The sequence below is a fragment of the Methanoculleus sp. UBA430 genome (assembly GCF_002506585.1).
In the GTDB taxonomy this organism is placed as follows: Archaea; Halobacteriota; Methanomicrobia; order Methanomicrobiales; family Methanoculleaceae; genus Methanoculleus.
Map to the genome: position 1 here is coordinate 100,656 of NZ_DAXW01000004.1, position 19,449 is coordinate 120,104.

Annotated in this window: 20 protein-coding genes; 5 read left to right on the forward strand and 15 right to left on the reverse strand. The window is 63.1% G+C overall.

From position 1 onward, the window contains the following. From glmM to BRA49_RS04640, 6 genes are read right to left on the reverse strand one after another with little or no spacing between them, the layout of a single operon-like run. Positions 1-1,257 carry a phosphoglucosamine mutase gene (glmM, locus tag BRA49_RS04615; RefSeq protein WP_292383930.1) on the reverse strand — a complete coding sequence of 419 codons (1,257 nt, stop codon included), beginning with the start codon at positions 1,255-1,257 and terminating at the stop codon, positions 1-3. A 37-nt stretch (positions 1,258-1,294) separates the two neighbouring features. Further along, positions 1,295-1,900: a hypothetical protein gene (locus tag BRA49_RS04620; RefSeq protein ID WP_292383932.1), complete on the reverse strand. Its 606-nt coding sequence runs from the start codon at positions 1,898-1,900 to the stop codon at positions 1,295-1,297. After that, positions 1,897-2,511 carry a cyclase family protein gene (locus tag BRA49_RS04625; RefSeq protein WP_292383933.1) on the reverse strand — a complete coding sequence of 205 codons (615 nt, stop codon included), beginning with the start codon at positions 2,509-2,511 and terminating at the stop codon, positions 1,897-1,899. Before BRA49_RS04625 ends, BRA49_RS04620 begins: the two co-directional genes overlap by 4 nt. After that, positions 2,508-3,173 (reverse strand): protein-L-isoaspartate(D-aspartate) O-methyltransferase, encoded by a 666-nt coding sequence (locus tag BRA49_RS04630; RefSeq protein ID WP_292383935.1) that lies wholly within the window; start codon positions 3,171-3,173, stop codon positions 2,508-2,510. Before BRA49_RS04630 ends, BRA49_RS04625 begins: the two co-directional genes overlap by 4 nt. Positions 3,174-3,186: 13 nt before the next feature. Then, positions 3,187-4,278 carry a SufB/SufD family protein gene (locus BRA49_RS04635; RefSeq protein ID WP_394339104.1) on the reverse strand — a complete coding sequence of 364 codons (1,092 nt, stop codon included), beginning with the start codon at positions 4,276-4,278 and terminating at the stop codon, positions 3,187-3,189. A 5-nt stretch (positions 4,279-4,283) separates the two neighbouring features. Further along, a complete protein-coding gene (locus tag BRA49_RS04640) occupies positions 4,284-5,015 on the reverse strand; it encodes an ABC transporter ATP-binding protein (protein ID WP_292383938.1) in 732 nt (243 codons plus the stop codon). A 454-nt stretch (positions 5,016-5,469) separates the two neighbouring features. On the opposite strand from BRA49_RS04640, the gene BRA49_RS04645 reads away from it, so the two are divergent. Continuing rightward, positions 5,470-6,357, forward strand: a complete 888-nt coding sequence (locus BRA49_RS04645) for a DNA-methyltransferase (protein ID WP_292383939.1) — start codon at positions 5,470-5,472, stop codon at positions 6,355-6,357. Positions 6,358-6,370: 13 nt separating this feature from the next. Here the strand turns inward: BRA49_RS04645 and BRA49_RS04650 are convergent, their stop codons facing one another. Next, the gene (locus BRA49_RS04650; protein ID WP_292383940.1) at positions 6,371-7,141 is read right to left on the reverse strand and encodes a TIGR01458 family HAD-type hydrolase; all 771 of its coding nucleotides are present in this window, start codon (positions 7,139-7,141) and stop codon (positions 6,371-6,373) included. Between the two features lie 133 nt (positions 7,142-7,274). Between BRA49_RS04650 and BRA49_RS04655 the strand changes: the two genes are divergently transcribed. The 3 genes from BRA49_RS04655 to BRA49_RS04665 all read left to right on the forward strand — a co-directional run bounded on the left by BRA49_RS04655 (position 7,275) and on the right by BRA49_RS04665 (position 9,499). Next, complete coding sequence (locus BRA49_RS04655) at positions 7,275-7,538, forward strand: hypothetical protein (RefSeq protein ID WP_292383941.1); 264 nt, start codon at positions 7,275-7,277, stop codon at positions 7,536-7,538. Positions 7,539-7,853: 315 nt separating this feature from the next. Next, entirely contained in the window at positions 7,854-8,822 is a 969-nt protein-coding gene (locus BRA49_RS04660) for a ribonuclease H-like domain-containing protein (RefSeq protein ID WP_292383942.1), read from the forward strand. 50 nt (positions 8,823-8,872) lie between these two features. After that, entirely contained in the window at positions 8,873-9,499 is a 627-nt protein-coding gene (locus BRA49_RS04665) for an archaemetzincin family Zn-dependent metalloprotease (protein ID WP_292383944.1), read from the forward strand. Positions 9,500-9,900: 401 nt separating this feature from the next. On the opposite strand, the gene BRA49_RS04670 is transcribed toward BRA49_RS04665, so the two are convergent. From BRA49_RS04670 to BRA49_RS04680, 3 genes are all read right to left on the reverse strand, one after another. Then, a complete protein-coding gene (locus BRA49_RS04670; RefSeq protein ID WP_292383945.1) occupies positions 9,901-10,107 on the reverse strand; it encodes a helix-turn-helix transcriptional regulator in 207 nt (68 codons plus the stop codon). A gap of 43 nt (positions 10,108-10,150) precedes the next feature. Then, positions 10,151-10,537, reverse strand: a complete 387-nt coding sequence (locus tag BRA49_RS04675) for a hypothetical protein (RefSeq protein ID WP_292383946.1) — start codon at positions 10,535-10,537, stop codon at positions 10,151-10,153. A gap of 112 nt (positions 10,538-10,649) precedes the next feature. Then, complete coding sequence (locus BRA49_RS04680) at positions 10,650-10,850, reverse strand: hypothetical protein (protein WP_292383947.1); 201 nt, start codon at positions 10,848-10,850, stop codon at positions 10,650-10,652. Between the two features lie 343 nt (positions 10,851-11,193). Here BRA49_RS04680 and BRA49_RS04685 point away from each other — a divergent pair, with 343 nt between their 5' ends. After that, positions 11,194-13,452 (forward strand): bifunctional alpha,alpha-trehalose-phosphate synthase (UDP-forming)/trehalose-phosphatase, encoded by a 2,259-nt coding sequence (locus tag BRA49_RS04685; RefSeq protein WP_292383949.1) that lies wholly within the window; start codon positions 11,194-11,196, stop codon positions 13,450-13,452. Here the strand turns inward: BRA49_RS04685 and sepS are convergent. From sepS to BRA49_RS04710, 5 genes are all read right to left on the reverse strand, one after another. After that, on the reverse strand, positions 13,430-15,022 hold the full coding sequence (gene sepS / locus BRA49_RS04690; protein WP_292383951.1) for an O-phosphoserine--tRNA ligase: 1,593 nt from the start codon (positions 15,020-15,022) through the stop codon (positions 13,430-13,432). The two genes, BRA49_RS04685 and sepS, sit on opposite strands and share 23 nt — an antisense overlap. Beyond that, entirely contained in the window at positions 15,019-15,912 is an 894-nt protein-coding gene (gene twy1, locus BRA49_RS04695; protein WP_292383952.1) for a 4-demethylwyosine synthase TYW1, read from the reverse strand. The genes sepS and twy1 overlap by 4 nt, the downstream gene beginning before the upstream one ends. Continuing rightward, a complete protein-coding gene (gene argS, locus BRA49_RS04700) occupies positions 15,893-17,557 on the reverse strand; it encodes an arginine--tRNA ligase (protein WP_292383954.1) in 1,665 nt (554 codons plus the stop codon). Before argS ends, twy1 begins: the two co-directional genes overlap by 20 nt. After that, positions 17,557-18,834, reverse strand: a complete 1,278-nt coding sequence (gene prf1 / locus BRA49_RS04705; RefSeq protein WP_292383955.1) for a peptide chain release factor aRF-1 — start codon at positions 18,832-18,834, stop codon at positions 17,557-17,559. Before prf1 ends, argS begins: the two co-directional genes overlap by 1 nt. Before the next feature lie 120 nt (positions 18,835-18,954). Next, complete coding sequence (locus tag BRA49_RS04710; RefSeq protein ID WP_292383957.1) at positions 18,955-19,449, reverse strand: NUDIX hydrolase; 495 nt, start codon at positions 19,447-19,449, stop codon at positions 18,955-18,957.

A 19,449-nucleotide genomic window follows, 5' to 3' on the forward strand; every position in this document is an offset into this window, starting at 1 on the left:
TTACTCCAGACTCCGTTTCGCTCGCTCCAGGGCGGCCTGTCCCAGATCGAGCATCTCTTTCGCTTTCTCGCGCGTCCTTCCCTCGGCCGTGATCCGGACCTTCGGTTCGGTCCCGCTTGCCCGGACCAGGTACCAGCCGTCTTCGTCCTCGAACCGGACCCCGTGGGTCGGTTCGTCGGCTCCCATCGCCGTCATAACCTCGCGGGGCGATCCGATGCGGTAGGACTCCCGAAGGAGGGTGTACCTCGGCATCCGGTCGAGTTCCTCTGCAATCGACCACTCGGACGCGATCTCGCAGAGGAGGGCCGCGGCGTAGATCCCGTCCGGGCAGAAGGAGTGTTCGGGGAATATCCAGCTTCCCGACGCCTCGCCGCCGAAATCTCCCCAGGAGAGGAGTTCCTCGGAGACGAAACTGTCGCCGACGGGGGTGCGGTGGACCTCCGCGACCTCCTCGATCGCCATCGAGGCGTCGACGGTGGTGACGACGCGCTTCCGGTCGAGGTACTTCGCAAAGAGCATCAGGAGGTGGTCCCCGTCGATGTAGCGGCCCCGCTCGTCGAAGGCCATCATCCGGTCGGCGTCGCCGTCGTGGATGATCGCACATGCGGCCTCCCGCTTCCGGACAAGCTCCCCGATGTAGGGGAGGTTCGCCTCGAGCGGCTCCGAAGGCCGGGCAAACCGGCCGGAGACGTTGCAGTTCAGCCCGACGACGGTCACCCCCGCCGCTGCAAGGAGGTCGGGGCTGACGACACCTCCCGCACCGTTGCCGCAGTCGAGCACGACCCTGATCGGTCGCGAGAGGCTTATCCGGTCGAGGATTGCGTCCCGGTGCGCATCAACCGCATCGGTAGGAAGGACGCGCCCCTGCTCGTCCCAGCTCTTCCAGTGGGAACTCCTGAGCGCCTCCTCGATCGCTGTCTGCTGCCGGAGGGTGAACGACGAGCCGTCGGGGTTGAGCAGTTTTACCCCGTTGTAGGACTCGGGGTTATGCGAGGCGGTGATCATGCACCCTGCGTCCACGTACCCTGTCGCGTGTGCGACCGTCGGGGTGGGCGCGATGCCGCAGGTGTAGACGGTTGCACCGGCCGAGAGCATCCCGGCGATGATGCAGTGTTCCAGTAACTCGCTGGTCGTGCGGGTATCCCTGCCCACGACGACGCCCGATGCGCCGCCTGCAGTGGCTGCTCCTATGCGGAGCGCGAGATCGACGAGACCGGGGTCAAATTCCCGCCGGATTCCGGAAGAGCCGAAAAGCATACTCCTGTATACTCATTTCTTCCCTAAAAAAAGGTATTCATCGGCCGTGAGGGCACCAGTGTTCGAGATTTATGTGGGCACTGACCCCGGCGGTCGACGGCCCGAGGAAGATCATCCGCTTCCGTCCCCGGTACTCGTCGATGCAGGCGACCCCCGCGTCGGTCGTCATGCCGTCGCCGGCGACCAGGAAGAGATCGGCCGCTTCCGGCGAGTCGACCACCTGATTCCCGAGGGCCCGCTCGAGGACCGGCATCGGGCCGACGAGGTAGACGCATTTTCCGGCGACCTCGCGGGAGAGTTCCGCAAGGCAGGGGCCGTAGCAGTCGGGGGTGCAGGGGCGGAGTTTCCGCGAGAGGCAGAGGAACGCCGAGACGGCGTTGACGATCGCGCCCGCCGCCGCTCGTTGTTTCTGGTTTGCGAGCGGTGCGCCGAACATGAATGAGATCCGGGTGTTGGCCCGGACGGGTTCGCTCGTGATGAACTGTCCCCGCTTCCCGCCGAAATGCCCCTCCATCGGGACCCCTTTCGGGTATTGGCAGACATCTGCGTCGTAGTTCACCCTGAGCGTCACGATCCCGTCCTCGCACCCGCTGTCCGCGAGGATCGTCTCGAGTTTTCCTATAGCATCGTGCCAGAACGTCACGTCAATTCCTCCTTATCCCGGAGGATCGCCCGAACAGGCGACCCGTCCGCGCCTTTGATCCGCAACGGGAGCGCTGCCATGCAGTATTCTCCTTCCGGGACCGCCGCAAGATCGAGGAGTTCGAGGATGACCATCTCGCTCCCGAGCAGCAGTCGGTGGACCGAGCCGTCGCCGTTAAACTCCTCAATCGACGGGGTGTCGGTGCCAAGGCAGGTGATCCCGGCCTCGACGAGGACTTCTGCCGCCTCGAGGGAGAGCCCCGGGTACCCGGGATCGAACTCCTGCCGTCCCGAGAACCAGGTCTTTAAGAGGAGCGTCCGGGTGCCGGAAAGGCGGCCGGCGAGGTGGCCGGGACCGATGATCCCTTCCGCATCGCTGCAGTCGAGCACCTGCGCCGGTCCTGCGAGCCTCTCGGGCGGGATTGCATCGACCGTCAGCCCGCCCTCGAGGTAATGAGACGGGGCGTCGATGTGCGTTCCCGTGTGGGTCGCGAGGGTCATCTCTGTCACCCGGTACTGCCCGTTGTCGATCTCGTTGAACCGGGGCCGGATATCCCCCGGGTAGATGAGGGTATCCTCAGAGAGGGGACGGGTGATGTCGTAGACCGTCACAGGCCGTCCTCTCCCCGCCACCCAAACTGCCCGATCAGCGGCACGAAGCAGACGCCGCCGAGCGGGATCTTCTCCACCCTGCCCTCGCGCTTGACGAGTTTGATGAGGTCCTGGCAGTCCCGCGGCCCGACGGGAGCGATCAGCCGCCCGCCTTCGGCGAGCTGTGTTACCAGGGGGTCGGGGATGTCGGGCGATGCGGCCGTGACGACGATGGCGTTGTAGGGCGCCTCCGGCGGATACCCCTCCGTGCCGTCGCCGACGACGACCGTAACGCCGGTGACTCCCGCCCGGGCGAGGTTCTGTTGCGCCCGGTCGGCGAGGTCCGGGAGGCGCTCGATCGAGATGACCGTCCCGGCGAGTTCAGCGAGGAGTGCGGACTGGTAGCCGCTGCCGGTCCCGATCTCGAGTACCCGGTCCTCTGGCGACAGAGCGAGTTGTTCGGTCATGACGGCGACGATGTAGGGCTGAGAGATGGTCTGCCCCTCCCCGATGGGAAGCGGCCGGTCCTCGTAGGCGGCACGCTCAAAGCCCTTCGGCACGAAAAAGTGGCGCGGGATCTTCTCCATCGCGGCAAGCACCCGCTCGTCCCTGACCCCCCGGGCCCGGATCTGGAACTCCACCATCTCCTCGCGCTCTTTCCGGCAGGGATCGGCCTCTGTCATACCCTCTCACGAATCAGAATCCTGATTCAGCTTTATCGATCGCGGCATCGATCTGAGTCTGCAGGACTGCAGGCAGACCGCTGATCTTTACATCCAGGAACCCGCGTATAATGGTTGCGGTAGCCTCCTCCTCGGAGAGTCCCCGGGCCATGAGGTACTCGATCTCGTGGCGAGCGATCTTACCGACCGCGGCCTCGTGAGAGAGTTCGGTGCCGGTCAGGGTCCCTTCGATCTCGGGGATGGCGTGGATGATGCCGTCTTTTAAGATCAGGCCCTTGCACTCGATGTGGCCCCGGGTGTTGTCCTTCTCGCCGAGGATGTGACCCCGTGAAATGACCTTGCCGCCGGTGGTGATTGCCCGGGTGATGAGTTCGGTGCTTGTGTGCTCGGCGGCAAGGATGGTCCGGGAACCGAGATCGAGGGTTGAACCCGGCGTCGCAACGACGATGCTCGAGAACCGGGCGACGGCGTTCTTCCCGACCAGGCGTGCCGTCGGGTACATGTTGACCTGGTTGACCGGCTGCATGCAGATGTAGTTTGAGAGGAAGGTGCCGTCCTCTTCGACGACGGTGGCGCTTCGCGGGAAGACGCTGATCCCCGGGTTCCAGTTGTGGATCATCGTGGATGTGACTTTGGCGCCTTTGCCGACGTAGATCTCGGTCACCCCGATATGCGCCCCGTGCTCCTTCTGCCAGGAACTCGCGCAACCGGAGATGATGTGAATCTCCGAGCCTTCCCGCGCGATGAAGAGGTTGTGGACGTGCTGCACCGGCTCCTCGCGGAGGAAGAGACAGGCCTGAAGGGGCATCTCGACCTTCACGCCTTCGTGGGCGATGACGACGAGGCCCTGTGGGTTCTCCTGCTTTGCCACGAACTGGGTATACTTGTCCTTATCCTTCGGAACGGCGTTCCAGTAGTAGTCCTTCACCCAGTCGTACTTCTCGAGGGCGACCTTGATGGGGAGCATCTCGATCCCCTCGGCCCCGCAGGTGGTCTGGATCACCTTCTGGTCGACCTGGAAGAAACTCCCGCACCGGTTCTGCATCCCGACCTCAAGGCCGGTCAGGGCGAGGCGCTCCCGGTCCTTCTCCGAGAGGTGCTCCATATCGGTTACATCTGTTTGCAACGCAGACACTCTCCGTATCCCTTCTCCTTGACGACCCGCAGGATCTCGCGGGGGTTCCCGTGGCACCGGATCTGGCCGTTGATCAGTACGTGGCCCTGGTCGGCCTCGAGGTAATCGAGGATGTAGCCGGTGTGGGTGATGATGAGACCGCTCCGGCGCCGGTTGACGATGTGGACGTCTTTTTCGAGGAGGCTTGCGATCTCCTTGCCCATGAGGTTCATGTTCTCGAGGTCGACGCCGCTCTCCGGCTCGTCAAGCATGAGGAAGTCGGGCTGCTGGACCTTCAGTTGTAAGACCTCGCTCCGTTTGATCTCACCGCCGGAGAACCCGACGTTGATGTCCCGGGAAAGAAAGTGCTCCATGTTGACCGACTGCGCGAGCGCCTCTATCGCCTCTTCCCCCATGTGGGATGTGGCGGTGAGCAGTTTCCCGAGTTTCAGCCCGGAGATCGCGGGCGGGTGCTGAAACATCATGCCTATCCCGAGACGGGCCCGCTCGTGGATCGGCATCCCGGTGATATTCTGCCCTTTAAAAATGATGGATCCCGATGTTATCGTATAGCCGCCGAACCCCATGATCGCTTTGAGCAGCGTGCTCTTTCCCGAGCCGTTCGGCCCCATCAGGATATGGGTCTCCCCCTGCCCGACGTGGAGGTTGATGTCGTGGAGCACTTCGGTGTCATCCACGCTCACGTGCAAATCACTGATATCCAGCATACGACACTTCGTTTCATGTATTCGCAGGGGATGCAATTAACACTTGTCAACGGAACAGTTGCCGTTTCAGCGGCAGGAGGGTGAATAGCCGGAATAACCGAGAATTCACCAAAACCCGTGTGAATATCCGTTTTATTTGACGAACAGGTCCAGGAATGTTGGCGGATAGGGGCGGGATCGCCGGCACACTCCCGGTTCTCCACTTTCACCCCGCGCACGGCTTGCGGTTAAATACCGGCCCCACCCTGTTTCATATATGGAAAGATCTGCATTCACCACGTTTGCCTCTCTGGCTGAGCGGGCCGCCCGGTACCCGACCATCGTTCGGCGGAGCCAGATGAGTAAGTTGACATACGCCGTCACAACATCTCCGGCACCCCGCACCCCGCGTGAGGCAGAGGGTTACGCTTAACCCCTCCTGTGATCCACCGGCACCCCGGAGGGTCATGTCGGGGTGCCGTGGGAAGGCATAGCGAACCGGAAGGAGAAAAGGAAGATCCGGCGTGGCGCCGGGAGCAAGCATGCCGTATACACTCCTGAGCCTCACGCCGTCCGGCAGTTCGTAGACAGCATCATCTGCGGCGATGCCGCAGCGGTGCTCCAGGAGATCCCGGATCGGAGCGTCGACCTCGTCGTCACGTCCCCGCCTTACAACTTCGGACACCACTACGCGGACAACAACGATACCTGCGAGTGGGACGATTACTTCAGGGGGCTCAAAGCGATCTGGCAGGAGTGCTACCGTCTTCTCAAACCCGGCGGGCGGATGGCGGTCAACGTACAACCTCTCTTCTCCGATTACATCCCCACGCACCATGTCATCTCGTCACAGATCCTCGATATCGGCTTCCTCTGGAAGGCGGAGATCCTCTGGGAGAAGAATACCTATAGCGCCCGGTACACCGCCTGGGGGAGCTGGAAATCGCCGTCGATGCCGTACATGAAGTATACCTGGGAGTTCATCGAGGTCTTCGATAAGGAGACGCATAAGAAGACCGGAGAGAAAGAGAAGATCGATATCACCGGCGACGAGTTCAAAGAGTGGGTCTTTGCGAGATGGGCCTTCCCGGCGGAGGCGAGGATGCGGGATTACCGGCACCCGGCGATGTTTCCCGAGGAGCTCCCCCGGCGGGTGATCAAACTCTTCTCCTACCGGGGGGATCTGGTGCTCGATCCCTTCAACGGTGCAGGGACGACGACGCTCGTCGCCCATCGGCTTGGGCGACGGTTCATTGGCATCGATATCGTCCCGGAGTACTGCGAGACGGCCATGGCCCGGCTCCGGGGGGAGGGGATGGGGGACGGCGCCTCCTCCCCGGCCCGGTACATCGTCCGGGAGTAAGTCCGTCCTCGCCTCAGAGGTACTCCGGCAGGTCCGCAAGCGAGTCGATGACGAGGTCCGGTGTGATGCCCGACCACGCGAGCGTCTCTTCCCGGTACTTACCGGTCCTGACCTGGATCCCTCTCATTCCGCAGGCCTGGGCACCACCGATATCGGTGACGATGTCGTCGCCGACCATCGCGGCCTCTTCGGGACGCGCCCCTGTCTCTGCGAGCGCACGGAAGAAGAACGCCGGGGAGGGTTTGCCGATCACCTCTGCCTCCCTGCCGGTGGCGTACTCGAGGGCGGCCGCGAACGGGCCGGCCGAGAGCATCAACCCGTCCGACCCCATCCAGTAACGGTCTTTCTCGAGCGCGACGAGGTCTGCGCCGGAGAGGAGAAGCCGGAACGCCCGGTTCATGTTCTCGTAGGTGAACCCTTCGGCGGCGTCGGCGACCACGACGGCGTCGGGGTTCTCCTCGACCGCCCGGATGCCCGCGCCCTCAAAGTCGGTCCGGGCGTCGGAGGTGGTGAGGAGGAAGCAGCGTGTCCGGCCTCCTTCCTTGAGGTGTGCCGCGGCGGCGACCGGGGCGGTGATGACCCAGGCCTCCGGGATGGTGTAGCCGAGGCTTTCCAGCCGGCGGGCAACTGAGGCGCGGGAGCGGCGGGTGGTGTTCGAGACGAACCGGTAGGGTATTCCCCGCCGGTCGAGTTCCCGGAGTGCCCGGTCTGCACCCTCGATCGGCCGGTCGCCGACGTAGAGGACACCGTCGATATCGATCAGGAACGCGTGTATGGCGGTCATGGCTCTCTCTGATTGTTGCCCGTAAAAGTATTTACGTGGTAGCCGGTGGGCGCAGCACCCGGATAACCGTATTGTGCGTTGTGGTGCATCCGCACCGACCAGGAAACCATCACGGGCAGCAGGAGGCAACGATATGGACGTATTCGAACGGATTCCGGTAGATGTGCGGTGGAAGCTGGCCGCCCGGGAGTTCTCCGGGCTGCCGCCCGCCTACCGCAGGGCTATCCGCGACGGCGCCGACGACCTGCTCTACAACGAGATTGAGCGGGCGGTGTGGCAGGTGCAGAGCAGGAATGTCGGCGTCATCGCCCGCGCCTTCTGGATGCCGACCGGCGGCGACACGGGTGCTCTTCGGTCCCGAGTACCGGTACGAGGTCCGGGAATCCCTGTTCGGTGAGGCGCTCCTGACCGTCAGGAAGTGCGCGATGGCAGCGAAGGCAGGCGAGCAGGGAGAGGATCCTATCGCCGTCTGTAACGCCTGCCACGCGTATGCGAACGCTGCGGTGGCCGGTCTGAACCCGAACTACACGCTGAAATACCGGAGCAGCATCTGCAGCGGTGATGCCGGAGGCAGGTTCCCGTTCACTTTCGCGACGCGGCGGTTACATTTGAATGCCGGGAGGCACAACTCTCTGTCGGCAGAATGGCTTACCCGTTCAATCAGGGATGGCGCGATGGCCCGTGCAGGAGCACCCCGTCCGGGTGGGAGCGCATGCCACCGTCGCTCTCCGACTACGAGCGGGCCCGGCACCTCCACGACGGCCTCATTGCAACGAACCGGAACCGGAGGGTCGAGGACGTCTTCTGCGGCCGTGAGGTTGCCTCTCCTGCCGGCACATGCTACGTCATCGAGTCCCGGTCCGCCGTGGGCCTCAACGGCCGGGACCCGGACCGGGCGGCCTCGGCGGTCCTTGCCGACCTCACGCTCGTTCCCGGGATCGGTGAGGCGACCGGACGAAGGCTGGAGCGGCAGGGTTACCGGACGGTCGCCGACCTTGCCCGGCACCCGCTCTACTGCCGGGACGCCGCACGGCTCCTTCATGCGGTGGAACAGGGGGATACCCGCGGCCTTGCGGAGTGGATCGGGCGGCGGCACCGGCGCTCCGATCCGCTCATCCTCGAGCTCAGCCGGTTTCATGATGCCGGAGACCTTCTCTTCCTGGATATCGAGACACTGGGGCTCTTTGCCCGGCCGGTCATCCTCATTGGCCTTGGCCGGCTCGAACAGGGGTCGCTCACCGTTCGCCAGTACCTGCTCCGCTCTGTCGGGGAGGAGGCGGCGGCGCTCACCGCTCTTGTCCCATACCTGGAAGCGGACGGGGCGGCCCTTGTCACGTTCAACGGCAGGGCGTTCGATCTCCCCTATATCGGCGAGCGGCTCACCCGCCACGGCATCCCGGCAGACCTGGCCCTGCCGCACTTCGATATCCTCTACCCCGCACGCAGGCGCTGGAGGGGAACGTTCGGGTCCTGCCGCCTCTGTGCGCTTGAGACCGGAGTTCTCGGTATTGAGCGGGAGGATGATATTCCGAGCCGGGTGGTTCCGGAGTTCTATGAGTCCTACCGCCGGACCAACAACCCCGGCCCGCTCGTCCCGGTGGTGGAGCATAACCGGCAGGACATCGTCTCGCTCGCACGGCTCTTCGGTCTTCTTAGAGGGGATGGTGATCGCGGTTCCTGACCGGTATCATCAAGTCCCCACCGGTCGGTACGCTGCGCGGGAGTGCCTGCATGAGTATCGTCCTTGTTCCTATCGGGAGGGTCAATCCGGCGGAGATGAGGTGGCTCCAGGAGTCCTTGAAGGAGTACTTCTCCGCAGACGTGGTGGTCGGGAAGAGGATCCCGCTTGCTGCAACCGCGTGGAACCCGGCCCGCAGCCAGTATGACGCTGAGATGGTGCTTGAGTCCCTCCTGCTCTCCGGCGAGGCCGCCGGGTGTGACCGGGCACTGGGTGTCACCGACGCCGATCTCTACCTGGCGGGCATGAACTTCGTCTTCGGGATTGCGAACCGCGGAATCGCCATCATATCCCAGCACCGCCTCAGGCAATCGTTCTACAACCTCCCGGAGGACCCCGGCATCTTTCGGCGCCGGGCCGTCGTGGAGGCGGTGCACGAGCTCGGCCACACCTTCGGGCTCGCCCATTGCGAGAATCCCCGGTGTGCCATGCACTTCTCGAATACCATCGCAGATACCGACCGGAAGGGGCCGGCATTTTGCCCGGTCTGCCGATCGTGGGTCGCGACGGTCCGGAACTCCGGCAGGCCGGATCGGGCCGGTGCCCCGAGATGCGGCGTCGGTGGGGAGGGGCCGACAGAGGGGAATGAAATGGCACGATTCTCTCGAAAACCGGAATGATCATTCCCGGGCGCCGCGCTCATCCCGAATGATCGGGACATCGTCATAAATTATCTTCGGGATGTAATAAAAACTATTTTTTTGAGATTAAGCAAAAATTTGAGGTTAATCAGGAATCGGGAATTAAATTAAAGAAATTCAAAATCATAATGCTTTTATTCTTCTATTCCTAACGTAAAAAATGCCCCCAATACATTTTTGCGTTCCTCAGTTGGTTTTGTTGTCGTCGTCCTCCGGGTGGAGATCCGCTCTCCTGCCCGGTGCCGGGCAGCCATCGGGAAACGTCACCTCCAACCCGTAATCGGGTTCGTCCGTCTTTCAACGGCGTTCTGGCATCATGGTCGTGGGTCTCAGGGTAGTTGACGCTGCGTATCCCGCTCAGTCCAGGACCGTGCGTCCGGTCACGCCAGGTCCTCCTCCTCGAATGTGAAGACCTCCTCGATGGTGGAGCCGAGCGTCCGGGCCACCTTGTAGGCGAGTTTTAGGGAGGGGTTGTACTTCCCCTTCTCGAGGAAGACAATCGTCTCCCGCCGGACCCCGACCTGTTGCGCCAGTTCCTCCTGGGTGAGCCCCGCCTTCGCCCGGAGCTCCTTGATCCGGGTCTTCACCCGGCGTCCCCCTTCCGGAGCCGGATTATCGTGCTTGTTCTTCTCATGCTACGTCCCCCTGCCGGAAGAAGTACCACTGGAAGATGCGGGCCGAGAGCCCCATCAGCAGGATGGTCGAGAGGAGCACGCTATCGACCGTGAGGGCAAGGACACCGAGGTAGTCCACCCAGAAGAGGACCGCGAGGAAGATGAGGGTGAGGAACCAGGACCAGGAGATACCGTATGCACCGATCCTCTGTATCCGCTCATCCTTCTCCGGCTCGTCACGGAACCTCCAGTGCCGCACGGCGGCCACCATGAGGATCACGAGGCCGATCGTCACCAGGACCGAGGAGAACACTTCCATCCCGCTCGTGAGAAACGGGAGGAGGAGCCCGGCAGTTGCGATAATCGCTCCCGCCGCAATCTGTACCGCGTATCGCGTCTTCATCACGTCACCTGTTATCTATACCTAACATTGTGTTGGAATAATATAACTTTTACGGGTGGGGAGGCAGGGGGACGGGCCGGCCCCACACAGGGGTCTGCCCTCTAGTTGCACTTCAACGGCAGGAGACCAGAACCCCACGTAAACAGGCCGGAGCATGAACACTGAAGGTGTGAGCGAGGAGGCGCGGAGCGCCGGGCGGTGGGGGCCAGTGGATCTGCCGGGCGCTCCAGTGGATGGAGGCGCAGGACGCGATGGTTCGTGAGTGCGACTGCCTGTAGGGCAGGAGTTCGAGCACCGTCAGGTGCGTAATCACGGAGAATCCGTGCCCGGGCGTGACCCCGGAAATCAGATCGGCATCCTCTTTTTTCTCCGCGCCCCGGCCTCTGACATACGATGACCGCGGTCCAGTTGCTCTGACCGCCCCCACCCCAATCCACCTTCCCTCCGCCAACCGCTACCGCAAATGCCCCGACAGAACCTGCCCATCCGACCATGTGCGAAGTCTGAAGTGTCTGCCGGCGTCGGGAAGGCCGGGGAGGAGAAATGGTTGCCGGAAGCGCGATATCTGCAATTTTTGGAGATTTCTCCAAAAACTTAATTTTAGTTGAGAATCTTTGTGATGCGATCAATCTATCCGATCGTAAGCAGGTCGAACTATGAACAGGTTACTGATAGTATCGAACAGGCTCCCGGTCAGTCTCTCAAAAAAGAACGGCGACTTCCGCCTGCAACGGAGTGTCGGCGGTCTTGCCACCGGAGTCGGCTCATTCTACAAGTCGTACGAGAGTCTCTGGATCGGCTGGCCCGGCATGAACCTCCAGAGAAAGCAGGACGAAGAGAGGGAACGGATCGTCGAGGCATTAAGGAAGGAGCAGTGCCACCCGGTTTTTCTCTCTCCGTACGACATCAAACACTACTACGACGGGTTCTGCAACAACACCCTCTGGCCGCTCCTGCACTACTTCAATCTCTTTGTGGACTATGACCCCAAGACGTGGCAGGTCTACCAGCGGGTGAACGAGCGGTTCTGCGATGCCGTCATGGAGGTCGCCCGGCCCGACGATGTCATCTGGGTCCACGACTACCACCTGATGCTCCTGCCGCAGATGCTCCGGGAACGCCTTCCCGAGGCAGAGATCGGTTACTTCCATCACATCCCCTTCCCGTCGTTCGAGGTATTCAGGCACCTGCCCTGGAGGAAGGAGATCCTCGCCGGCCTCCTCGGTGCGGACCTCATCGGGTTTCACACCTACGGCTACGTCCGCCACTTCCTCTCCAGCGTCCGGCGGCTCCTCGGCTACGAGCACACCTTCGGCGAGGTCAGGACCGGCACCCGGGTGGTGCGGACCGACCTCTTTCCCATGGGCATCGACTACCACCGGTTCGCCGACGCTGCGGGCAGCAACCCGGTCCAGAAGGAGATCGCCAAGGTCCGGCAGCGGTACGGAAAACAGAAGATCGTCCTCTCGTTTGACCGGCTCGACTACACGAAAGGGATCCCGCTCCGGCTCGAGGCTTTCGATGCGCTTCTTGACCGGAAACCGGAGTACCGGGGAACGATCTCCTTCGTCGTCGTCGCCGTCCCGTCCCGGACGAGCGTCAACAGTTACAAGGCATTAAAGAAGCGGCTCGACGAGCTCGTCGGCCGGATCAACGGGAAGTACGGGACGACCGACTGGACCCCGGTCCGCTACTTCTACAACTTTCTCCCGTTCGAGACGCTCGTCGCGTTCTACAGCGCCGCCGACGTCGCCCTGGTGACGCCGCTCCGGGACGGCATGAACCTGATGGCGAAGGAGTACGTCGCGAGCAGGACCGACGGCACCGGGGTGCTCATCCTCTCCGAGATGGCGGGGGCCGCCGAGGAACTCGGCGAAGCGATCATCGTCAACCCCAACGACCAGGACGCGGTGATCGAGGCGATCGAGACGGCGCTCGCCATGCCGGAGAAGGAGCAGATCGAGCGGAACCGGATCATGCAGAGGAGACTGATGCGCTACGACATCGAGCGCTGGGTCGGCGACTTCCTCACCCGTCTCGGCGACGCCCGGACCGTCCAGGTCGAGCGGTCCGAGCAGATTGTCACCCCTGCCATCAGGGAACAGCTGGTCGCCGACTATCGGGCCGGCAAGGGCCGTCTCCTCCTCCTCGACTACGACGGCACCCTGGTGCCTTTTGCCGCAAAACCGCAGAAGGCGGTTCCGGGCGAGGCCACACGGGAGGTCCTCCAGAGTCTGATTCAGACGCCGGAAAACGAGGTGGTGGTGATCAGCGGCAGGGACCGGCATACGCTGGAGAACTGGTTTGGGGAGATGGATATCGGGCTCATCGCCGAGCACGGCGTCTGGGTGAAAGAGCGATCCGGGGAGTGGCGGATGCCCGAGGCACTCTCGGACGAGTGGAAAGCGGAGATCCAGCCGCTTCTTGAACTCTATACGGACCGCACGCCCGGCTCCTTCATCGAGGAGAAGGACTACTCCCTCGTCTGGCACTACCGCCGGACTGAACCGGTGCTCGGTGCGCAGAGGGCGAAGGAGCTCAAGGACGATCTCCTGTACCTGACCTCCAACCTCGACGTCGGTGTGCTGGACGGGAACAAGGTGATCGAGATCAAGAACAATGTCGTCAACAAAGGGCGGGCGGCGCTGAACTGGATCACGGGACGGGCCTGGGACTTCGTCCTTGCCATCGGCGACGACCGGACCGACGAGGACCTCTTTGCGGCGATGTCCCCCGAAGCCTACTCGGTCAAGGTCGGGCTCGCGCCGAGCCGGGCCCGGTTCAACCTGGTCTCGCAGCGGGACGTGCTGCCGCTGCTTCGGAGATGTCTCGAATCGGACAGGGACAAAACCGCCGGAAAAAAAGAGAGGCCGGGGCGGGAGAAAGGCTTTGTTAAGTCTGCTGCTCCGGGATGACGGAGCGGACCGTCAGGAAGACCGGGCCCCGGAGGTCCACCTTTTTGTTGTGGTCGGTGACGTAGCGCATCGCGTACTCTTCGATCCGCAGGTTGACGTCGGAGGGGAGCTTCGACATCTTCACCTGGACAGTGGTCCCCTCCCCGCACCGTGCTGCCTCCTCGATCCGGGCGGCGGCGAGGCTTGCCACGGCGTCGAGGTAGGTGATGCCGGTCGAGACCCCGTCACGCCGGACTTCCGCCCACTTCTCGGTGTCGGGGACGCCGAGCACCGCGCCGTTGTGGACATAGACCTCGTTCGCGCAGGCCGGTCCGCAGAGCTTCGTGTTGGACTCGGGCTCCTCGACGATCACCTCGACCCCTCTCCCGGCAATCTCGCCGGTCCACGCGGTGAAGGCGCAGGGTCCGGGGGCGGCGGCGTGCTCGGCGGCCGTGGTGCGGATCGCATCCGCCATCCGCTTCCCGACCGCCGATGCGGGTTCGACACGCAGGTGGACCGCACCCGCGATCTCGCGGTCGGAGAGGTCCTGCGGGAAGAACTGCGGGTAGGTGAGTTCGCGGACGTCGTTCGAACGGTAGGCGATCATCGCGAGCCGCTCCACGCCGAGGCCGAGGTTCATCACCGGGACGCCGATCCCGTACTCCGCGAGCGCCGAGGGGGAGTAGATCCCGAAGGTCGCGACCTCCACCCAGCCGAGGACCGGGTGGCGGGCGTAGACCTCCGTCTGGGTGTCGGGCATGTAGTACTTCGACCGCTTCTCGTCGGGCTGGAACCGGAATTCCTCAAAGCCGAAGGCCGAGAGGAGGGCCTCGCTGACGGCTTTCCCCTCTTCGAGGGTGACGTCCTCCCCGGCAACGACGCAGGAGGCCGAGTGGTAGGTCATCAGCCGGGTGGGCCCCTCTTCCTGCTCGCGCCGGAAGCACCGGTCGACCGAGAAGAGCCGTATCGGGAGATGGCGCTTCTCCCAGATGGAGGAGAGCGTCATGAACCAGCCGCTCGTCATGTGGCTCCGGAGGGTGTTCCGCGACGACTCGGGGGCGAGCGCCCGGAACTCCGGGAAGACCGCATCCAGGATGTGGACCACGGTCGCGTCGTCGGCCTCGAGCACGGCCGCGAGTTCGTGCGTCAGTTCGTCGCCGTCGATCGTCCCCTTCTTGTAGCCGTGAAGGGTCTCGCGGAGCTTCTCCTCGATCTGGGGCGTCAGCGCACGGCCGAGGATCCCCTCGATCCCCTCAAGCTGCTTCTTCGCGATCCCGACGTTCGGGCGGGGCAGGCCGCCGAGGTAGAAGACCCGGTCGAGGACGGCCATTGCTTCAGGGCCGAACTGCCGGTAGATGTCCGATTCCTCGACGATCAGGGGGTTGATCGCCTCGTCAAACCCCATCGCAAGGTAGGTCTCGCGGAGCCGCTGCACGATCTCGAAGATCGGGTGCGGGGTCGCCCGGGTGTACTTCAGCCGGGGGTACCGGCCTGCAACCCCTGCCGGGGTCAGGACCGACGGCCCTTCGTGCCATGCGTGCTCGAAGTCCTCTCTCGCCTTCTGCTTGAACGTTTCAACATCGAATCTCATATCTTCCGCTCCAGACAGACGACCCGGCTTGCCGGGCTCTCGTCTCTGATAACATAATCGCAATGCTGCGCAATTTTCTCCGCAAACTCCCTGACATCCTCGTGTTCAGGCATCTGGTCCTTCTGCAGCCGGTTCCTACTGTACCCCAGATACATATAACCCTTTACCTCCACGAACCGGGCCCCGGAATCCTGGTAAAGCGCCGCGTAGCCTTCGGGGCAGAAGTCGTTGTAGCCCCGGACCACGGTGGTGCGGATGGCGGACCGCCGATCGGCAAGCCCGGCAAGGCTCTCGCGGATCCGGTCCCAGTAGTCCTCCTGCGGCCGGCAGAGCCGGAGGTAGGTCTCGCGGTCGGGGGCGTCGAGGGATACGTAGACCTGGTAGGGCCGGCAGCGGGAAAGGACTTCGGGCCGGGTGCCGTTCGAGACGAGGAACGTCGTGTAGCCGTCGGCGTTGAGGCCGTCGATCAGGTCAGCAAGCCGCGAGTAGCAGGTGGGCTCCCCGGAGAGGGAGACTGCGACCATCGTGGGGGCGAGGGCTTCGGCGAACCGTTCCGGCGCGACGTAGGGCGAGACCTTGTAGCCCGAGAGTGCCCTCTTCTGGAGGCGGCGAAGGTTTGCGATGATCGCCTCCGGCGGGCACTCCTCCTCTTCCACGACCTCGTGCTCGAACGACCGCCAGCAGAAGAGGCACTGCTGGTTGCATTTGAGGGTCGGGGTCATCTGGACGCAGCGGTGGCTCTCGATGCCGTAGAACTGCGCCTTGTAGCACATCTCCCCGCCCCTGAGCGCCCGCTTGTTCCACATGCAGGGCTTGACGGCCGCCGAGGAGGCGGGGCTGACGAACTGGTAGCCCTGCTTCCGCAGAGCCTTACATGCTTCTGAGCGCATCGATACCAAGGGTCGCGAGGGACTCCTGCAGGGTGTTCCTGACCGCGTCCACAAGCGTGAGCCGGCTGTTTCGGGTCTCGCCCTCGCTCTTCAAGACCGGATCGTAGTGGTAGAAGGCGTTGAAGAGGTCGGCGAGCTCGCGGGCGTAGGCGGCGACGAGATGCGGGCGGAGTTCCTCCACGGTCTGCTCGATGACGGCCGGGAACCGGGCAAGGTGCCGGGCGAGCGCGACCTCGTGCTCGGTCTCAAGCGTGTATGTCCGCGTAAACTCCCCGGCCTTATCGAGGATGCTGCAGGCCCGGGCGTGGGCGTACTGGATGTAGGGGCCGCTCTGTCGCTCGAAGTCGAGAGCCTCCTTCCAGTCAAAGACCGTGCTCTTTTCGGGGGAGACCTTCACGATGTCGTAGCGGATGGCGGCGATGGCGACCGACTTTGCGATGGCGCACCGCTCCTCAAAGGAGAGTTCCGGCCGGCGCGTGGTCACCTCGTCATACGCCTTCGCGGCAACCTCCTCGATGAGTTCGTCTGCCGAGACGAATTTGCCCGCTCGGGTACTCATCGAGCCTTCGGGGAGGGAGACGAACTCGAAGAAGACAATCTCGGGCGGCTGCTCGCCGAGGAGTGTGAGGGTGGCCCGGAGCTGGGCGCCGATCAGTTTGTGGTCCGCGCCGAGCACGTCGATCATCCTGTCGTAGTTGCGTCCCTTCCAGGTGTGGTAGGCGAGGTCACGGGTGCTGTAGACCGACGTGCCGTCGCTCCGCCGGAGGATGTACTTCTTCTCGAAGCCCTGCTCGGTGAGGTTGACCCAGAGGGTCTCGTCCTCGTGGGCCTGCGGCAGGCGCCGGACCCGCTCGATGATCCGGTCGACGTCGCCGATCCGGACGAAGTCGCTCTCCCAGACGAACCGGTCGTGGTGAACGTTTAAGGCCGCGAGGGTCGCCTTGATCCCCTCCGCGCAGAGGGAGACGGCTGTGCGGAACTTTTTCACGGTCTCCGCGTCGCCGCGCTCCACGAGCTGCATGAGGTGGTCGATCTCTTTTGTGATCTCCGGATTCTTCTCGATCTCCCGGTTCGCCGCGATGTAGACCCTGGCGACGTAATGGTCCGGCTTCTCGCCCTCCTTGCGGGGGATATCGAGGTGGTCGAATCCCCAGGAGACGATGGCGATCTGGCGCCCCATATCATTGAGATAATACTGCACCTCGAGCGCGTGTCCGGCCTTCCGGAAGGCCCGGGCGAGGGAGTCGCCGATGACGGTGTTTCTGATGTGCCCGACGTGGAGCGGGCCGTTCGGGTTCGCGCTCGTGTGTTCGAGCACGACCCGGCCCGTTCGGCGCTGGAGGGCCCCGTAGCCTGGATCAAGGGCTTCCCTGACGGCGTCGGCGAGGAGTGTGGGGCCGAACCGGAAGTTGACGTAGGGGCCGGTCGCCTCGACCCTGATATCGCCGAGCGAGGGGTCCGCGGAGAGTTTCTCCGCGATATCGGCGGCGATCTTTGCGGGAGCCCGCTTCTCAACTTTCGCACGTTTGAACGCTATCGTTGAGGCGAGATCGGCGTGATCCCCGCCTGTCGTGAGGAGGGCGTCCTCCTCACCGGTGCATGCGCGGAGCATGCGCTCAATCTGTTGGTACTTCTCCTGGAACATCAGTATCCGGTCCTGTAGCGCAGGATCGCTGCGATCCCGCCGAATGCGTTATAAAGCATCGAGCCTTCTTCGAAGTCATCCGATATGATCCGAACCGTCGCGCTGCTCTGGTCCGCGAGGGTCGTCAGTTCGTCGATGATGTCGGCCTCTTCTGCCACGTAGAGCGGGGAGCCGTCGCTCGGGCAGGTGCCGAAGTCGAGGTCCTTGATGTGCTTGCCCGGCTCGAGGCTGACCGTCCGCTCCTCGGTGTAGTCACTGTTTTGGCAGGCAAGTTTCAGTCGGGCTCGCCTGAGTTTGTCTGAGAGGAGGAGGGTGTCGACGGCACCAAGCTCCAGGTTCTTCCGGACGCTCTCCTCACCGTAGGAAGATGCTCCATCGTCCTTTACCAGCTCCTGGAGGAACCGGTTCATCACGTTCTTCTCCTTGATGATATCAAGGCCCTTCAAGGCATCCGATGCATTCTCGACGAGTTCGGCAAGCCCGCTCTCATTCGTGTAGGAGACGTCGAAGAGCCCGATAATCCTTTTTTGCAGCTCGTGGTGGAGGTAGCCGCCCGCTTCGAACTCCTCCTTCGTCGGGGTCGGGCCGCCGATCAGCACGCCCTTGAACCGCTCGAAGAAGTCCTTCTCGGCAAGGAAGATATCGCTCGCCCGGTCACCGATCTTCTTGTAGAATTCGTTGATGGCGATCAGCCGCAGTCGCTGGAAACGGACGCTCGATTGACCCCCTTTTCGCTGCTTGCCGGGGACCGTCGAGGTGACTCCGTGGACCGGCTCGATACGGTTGCCCCGCAAAAAGCCGATGTAGGCCTCCCGCCGGTCGAGGACGATCAGGCCGTAGATCTCCTTCTCCCCGAGCATCTGCTGCAGCGGTTCGAGTTCGAACGAAGAACTGCACCGGTACATGTAGGTGTTGATCGGTTCGGGCGGCTCGATGATCTCGCAGTCGAGGTCGGTGCGGTCGCCGCCGATGTTGATCGTGCCGCAGAAGACCGCCATGCCGTTCTCCGGCGGGCGCTTGTAGTACTTCAGTCGGGAGAGGATTGAGGATATGGCACTCTGGACGTTCGTCCGGGTCTGTTTGCTCTTGATGTTTGCGCACTGTCCGAACTCATCGCGGAGCTGCGCGGTCACGTCGTATATCTGCTTATCCGGAGGTATATAGAGGGTGATCAGCTCGGTACCGCTCCCTTCCTTCTCCGCAAGCCGTTCAAGCATCTTCTTGAATTCGTAGCGCTTTCGCGGCGTATCCATCTCTTGTGTTTGTGTTTCTTCCATTGGGGATTCACCCGGCTTGCCAAAGGTTGTTCATATATCGAAGCTACTATGTGTTTCTCCGGGGAAGGCATAAATATGCGCACATTCGCCGCGTCCCCTCCGGGCACGCTCCATGCGCCGTCATTGCACGCAGCGGCAGGCGAGGCAGATCGTCTTTGCATCGACGATCCGGCCGTCTGCAATCATCACCGCAAGATCTCTGACCGGAACGCGGACGACCTCGATCACCTCGTCGTCGTCCATTGAGTAGTCGGAGCAGGGGGAGAGGCCTTCTGCGAGGTAGAGCCAGATCCGCTCGTCGGTGTAGCCGGGGGAGGGGTAGATCCAGCCTTTCGGGACGAATGTCTCGGCCTTCATCCCGGTCTCCTCGATCAGTTCGCGATACGCGGTCTCCTGCGGCTCCTCGCCCTCGTCGATGGTCCCGGCCGGCGCCTCGAATATGTAGTCGTCGATAGCAAACCGGTACTGCCGGATCAGGTAGCAGTCGTCCCCGATGACCGGAAGGATGGCGACTGCTCCGCCGGGGTGGACGACCACCCGCTCCGTTCTCTTCCCGTTCGGGAGGGTGATCTCCTTCTTCTCGATGGTAAGCCGCTTTCCGTGGTAAATCTCCAT

What these genes read in the sequence shown, in the direction of transcription:
- BRA49_RS04640 (WP_292383938.1), bottom strand. Translation starts at nt 5,015, where the DNA reads ATGCTGGATATCAGTGATTTGCACGTGAGCGTGGATGACACCGAAGTG.
- BRA49_RS04710 (WP_292383957.1), bottom strand. Translation starts at nt 19,449, where the DNA reads ATGGAGATTTACCACGGAAAGCGGCTTACCATCGAGAAGAAGGAGATC.
- BRA49_RS04630 (WP_292383935.1), bottom strand. Translation starts at nt 3,173, where the DNA reads ATGACAGAGGCCGATCCCTGCCGGAAAGAGCGCGAGGAGATGGTGGAG.
- BRA49_RS04660 (WP_292383942.1), top strand. Translation starts at nt 7,854, where the DNA reads ATGCCACCGTCGCTCTCCGACTACGAGCGGGCCCGGCACCTCCACGAC.
- prf1 (WP_292383955.1), bottom strand. Translation starts at nt 18,834, where the DNA reads ATGGAAGAAACACAAACACAAGAGATGGATACGCCGCGAAAGCGCTAC.
- BRA49_RS04675 (WP_292383946.1), bottom strand. Translation starts at nt 10,537, where the DNA reads ATGAAGACGCGATACGCGGTACAGATTGCGGCGGGAGCGATTATCGCA.
- sepS (WP_292383951.1), bottom strand. Translation starts at nt 15,022, where the DNA reads ATGAGATTCGATGTTGAAACGTTCAAGCAGAAGGCGAGAGAGGACTTC.
- argS (WP_292383954.1), bottom strand. Translation starts at nt 17,557, where the DNA reads ATGTTCCAGGAGAAGTACCAACAGATTGAGCGCATGCTCCGCGCATGC.
- twy1 (WP_292383952.1), bottom strand. Translation starts at nt 15,912, where the DNA reads ATGCGCTCAGAAGCATGTAAGGCTCTGCGGAAGCAGGGCTACCAGTTC.
- BRA49_RS04655 (WP_292383941.1), top strand. Translation starts at nt 7,275, where the DNA reads ATGGACGTATTCGAACGGATTCCGGTAGATGTGCGGTGGAAGCTGGCC.
- glmM (WP_292383930.1), bottom strand. Translation starts at nt 1,257, where the DNA reads ATGCTTTTCGGCTCTTCCGGAATCCGGCGGGAATTTGACCCCGGTCTC.
- BRA49_RS04635 (WP_394339104.1), bottom strand. Translation starts at nt 4,278, where the DNA reads ATGGAGCACCTCTCGGAGAAGGACCGGGAGCGCCTCGCCCTGACCGGC.
- BRA49_RS04685 (WP_292383949.1), top strand. Translation starts at nt 11,194, where the DNA reads ATGAACAGGTTACTGATAGTATCGAACAGGCTCCCGGTCAGTCTCTCA.
- BRA49_RS04650 (WP_292383940.1), bottom strand. Translation starts at nt 7,141, where the DNA reads ATGACCGCCATACACGCGTTCCTGATCGATATCGACGGTGTCCTCTAC.
- BRA49_RS04665 (WP_292383944.1), top strand. Translation starts at nt 8,873, where the DNA reads ATGAGTATCGTCCTTGTTCCTATCGGGAGGGTCAATCCGGCGGAGATG.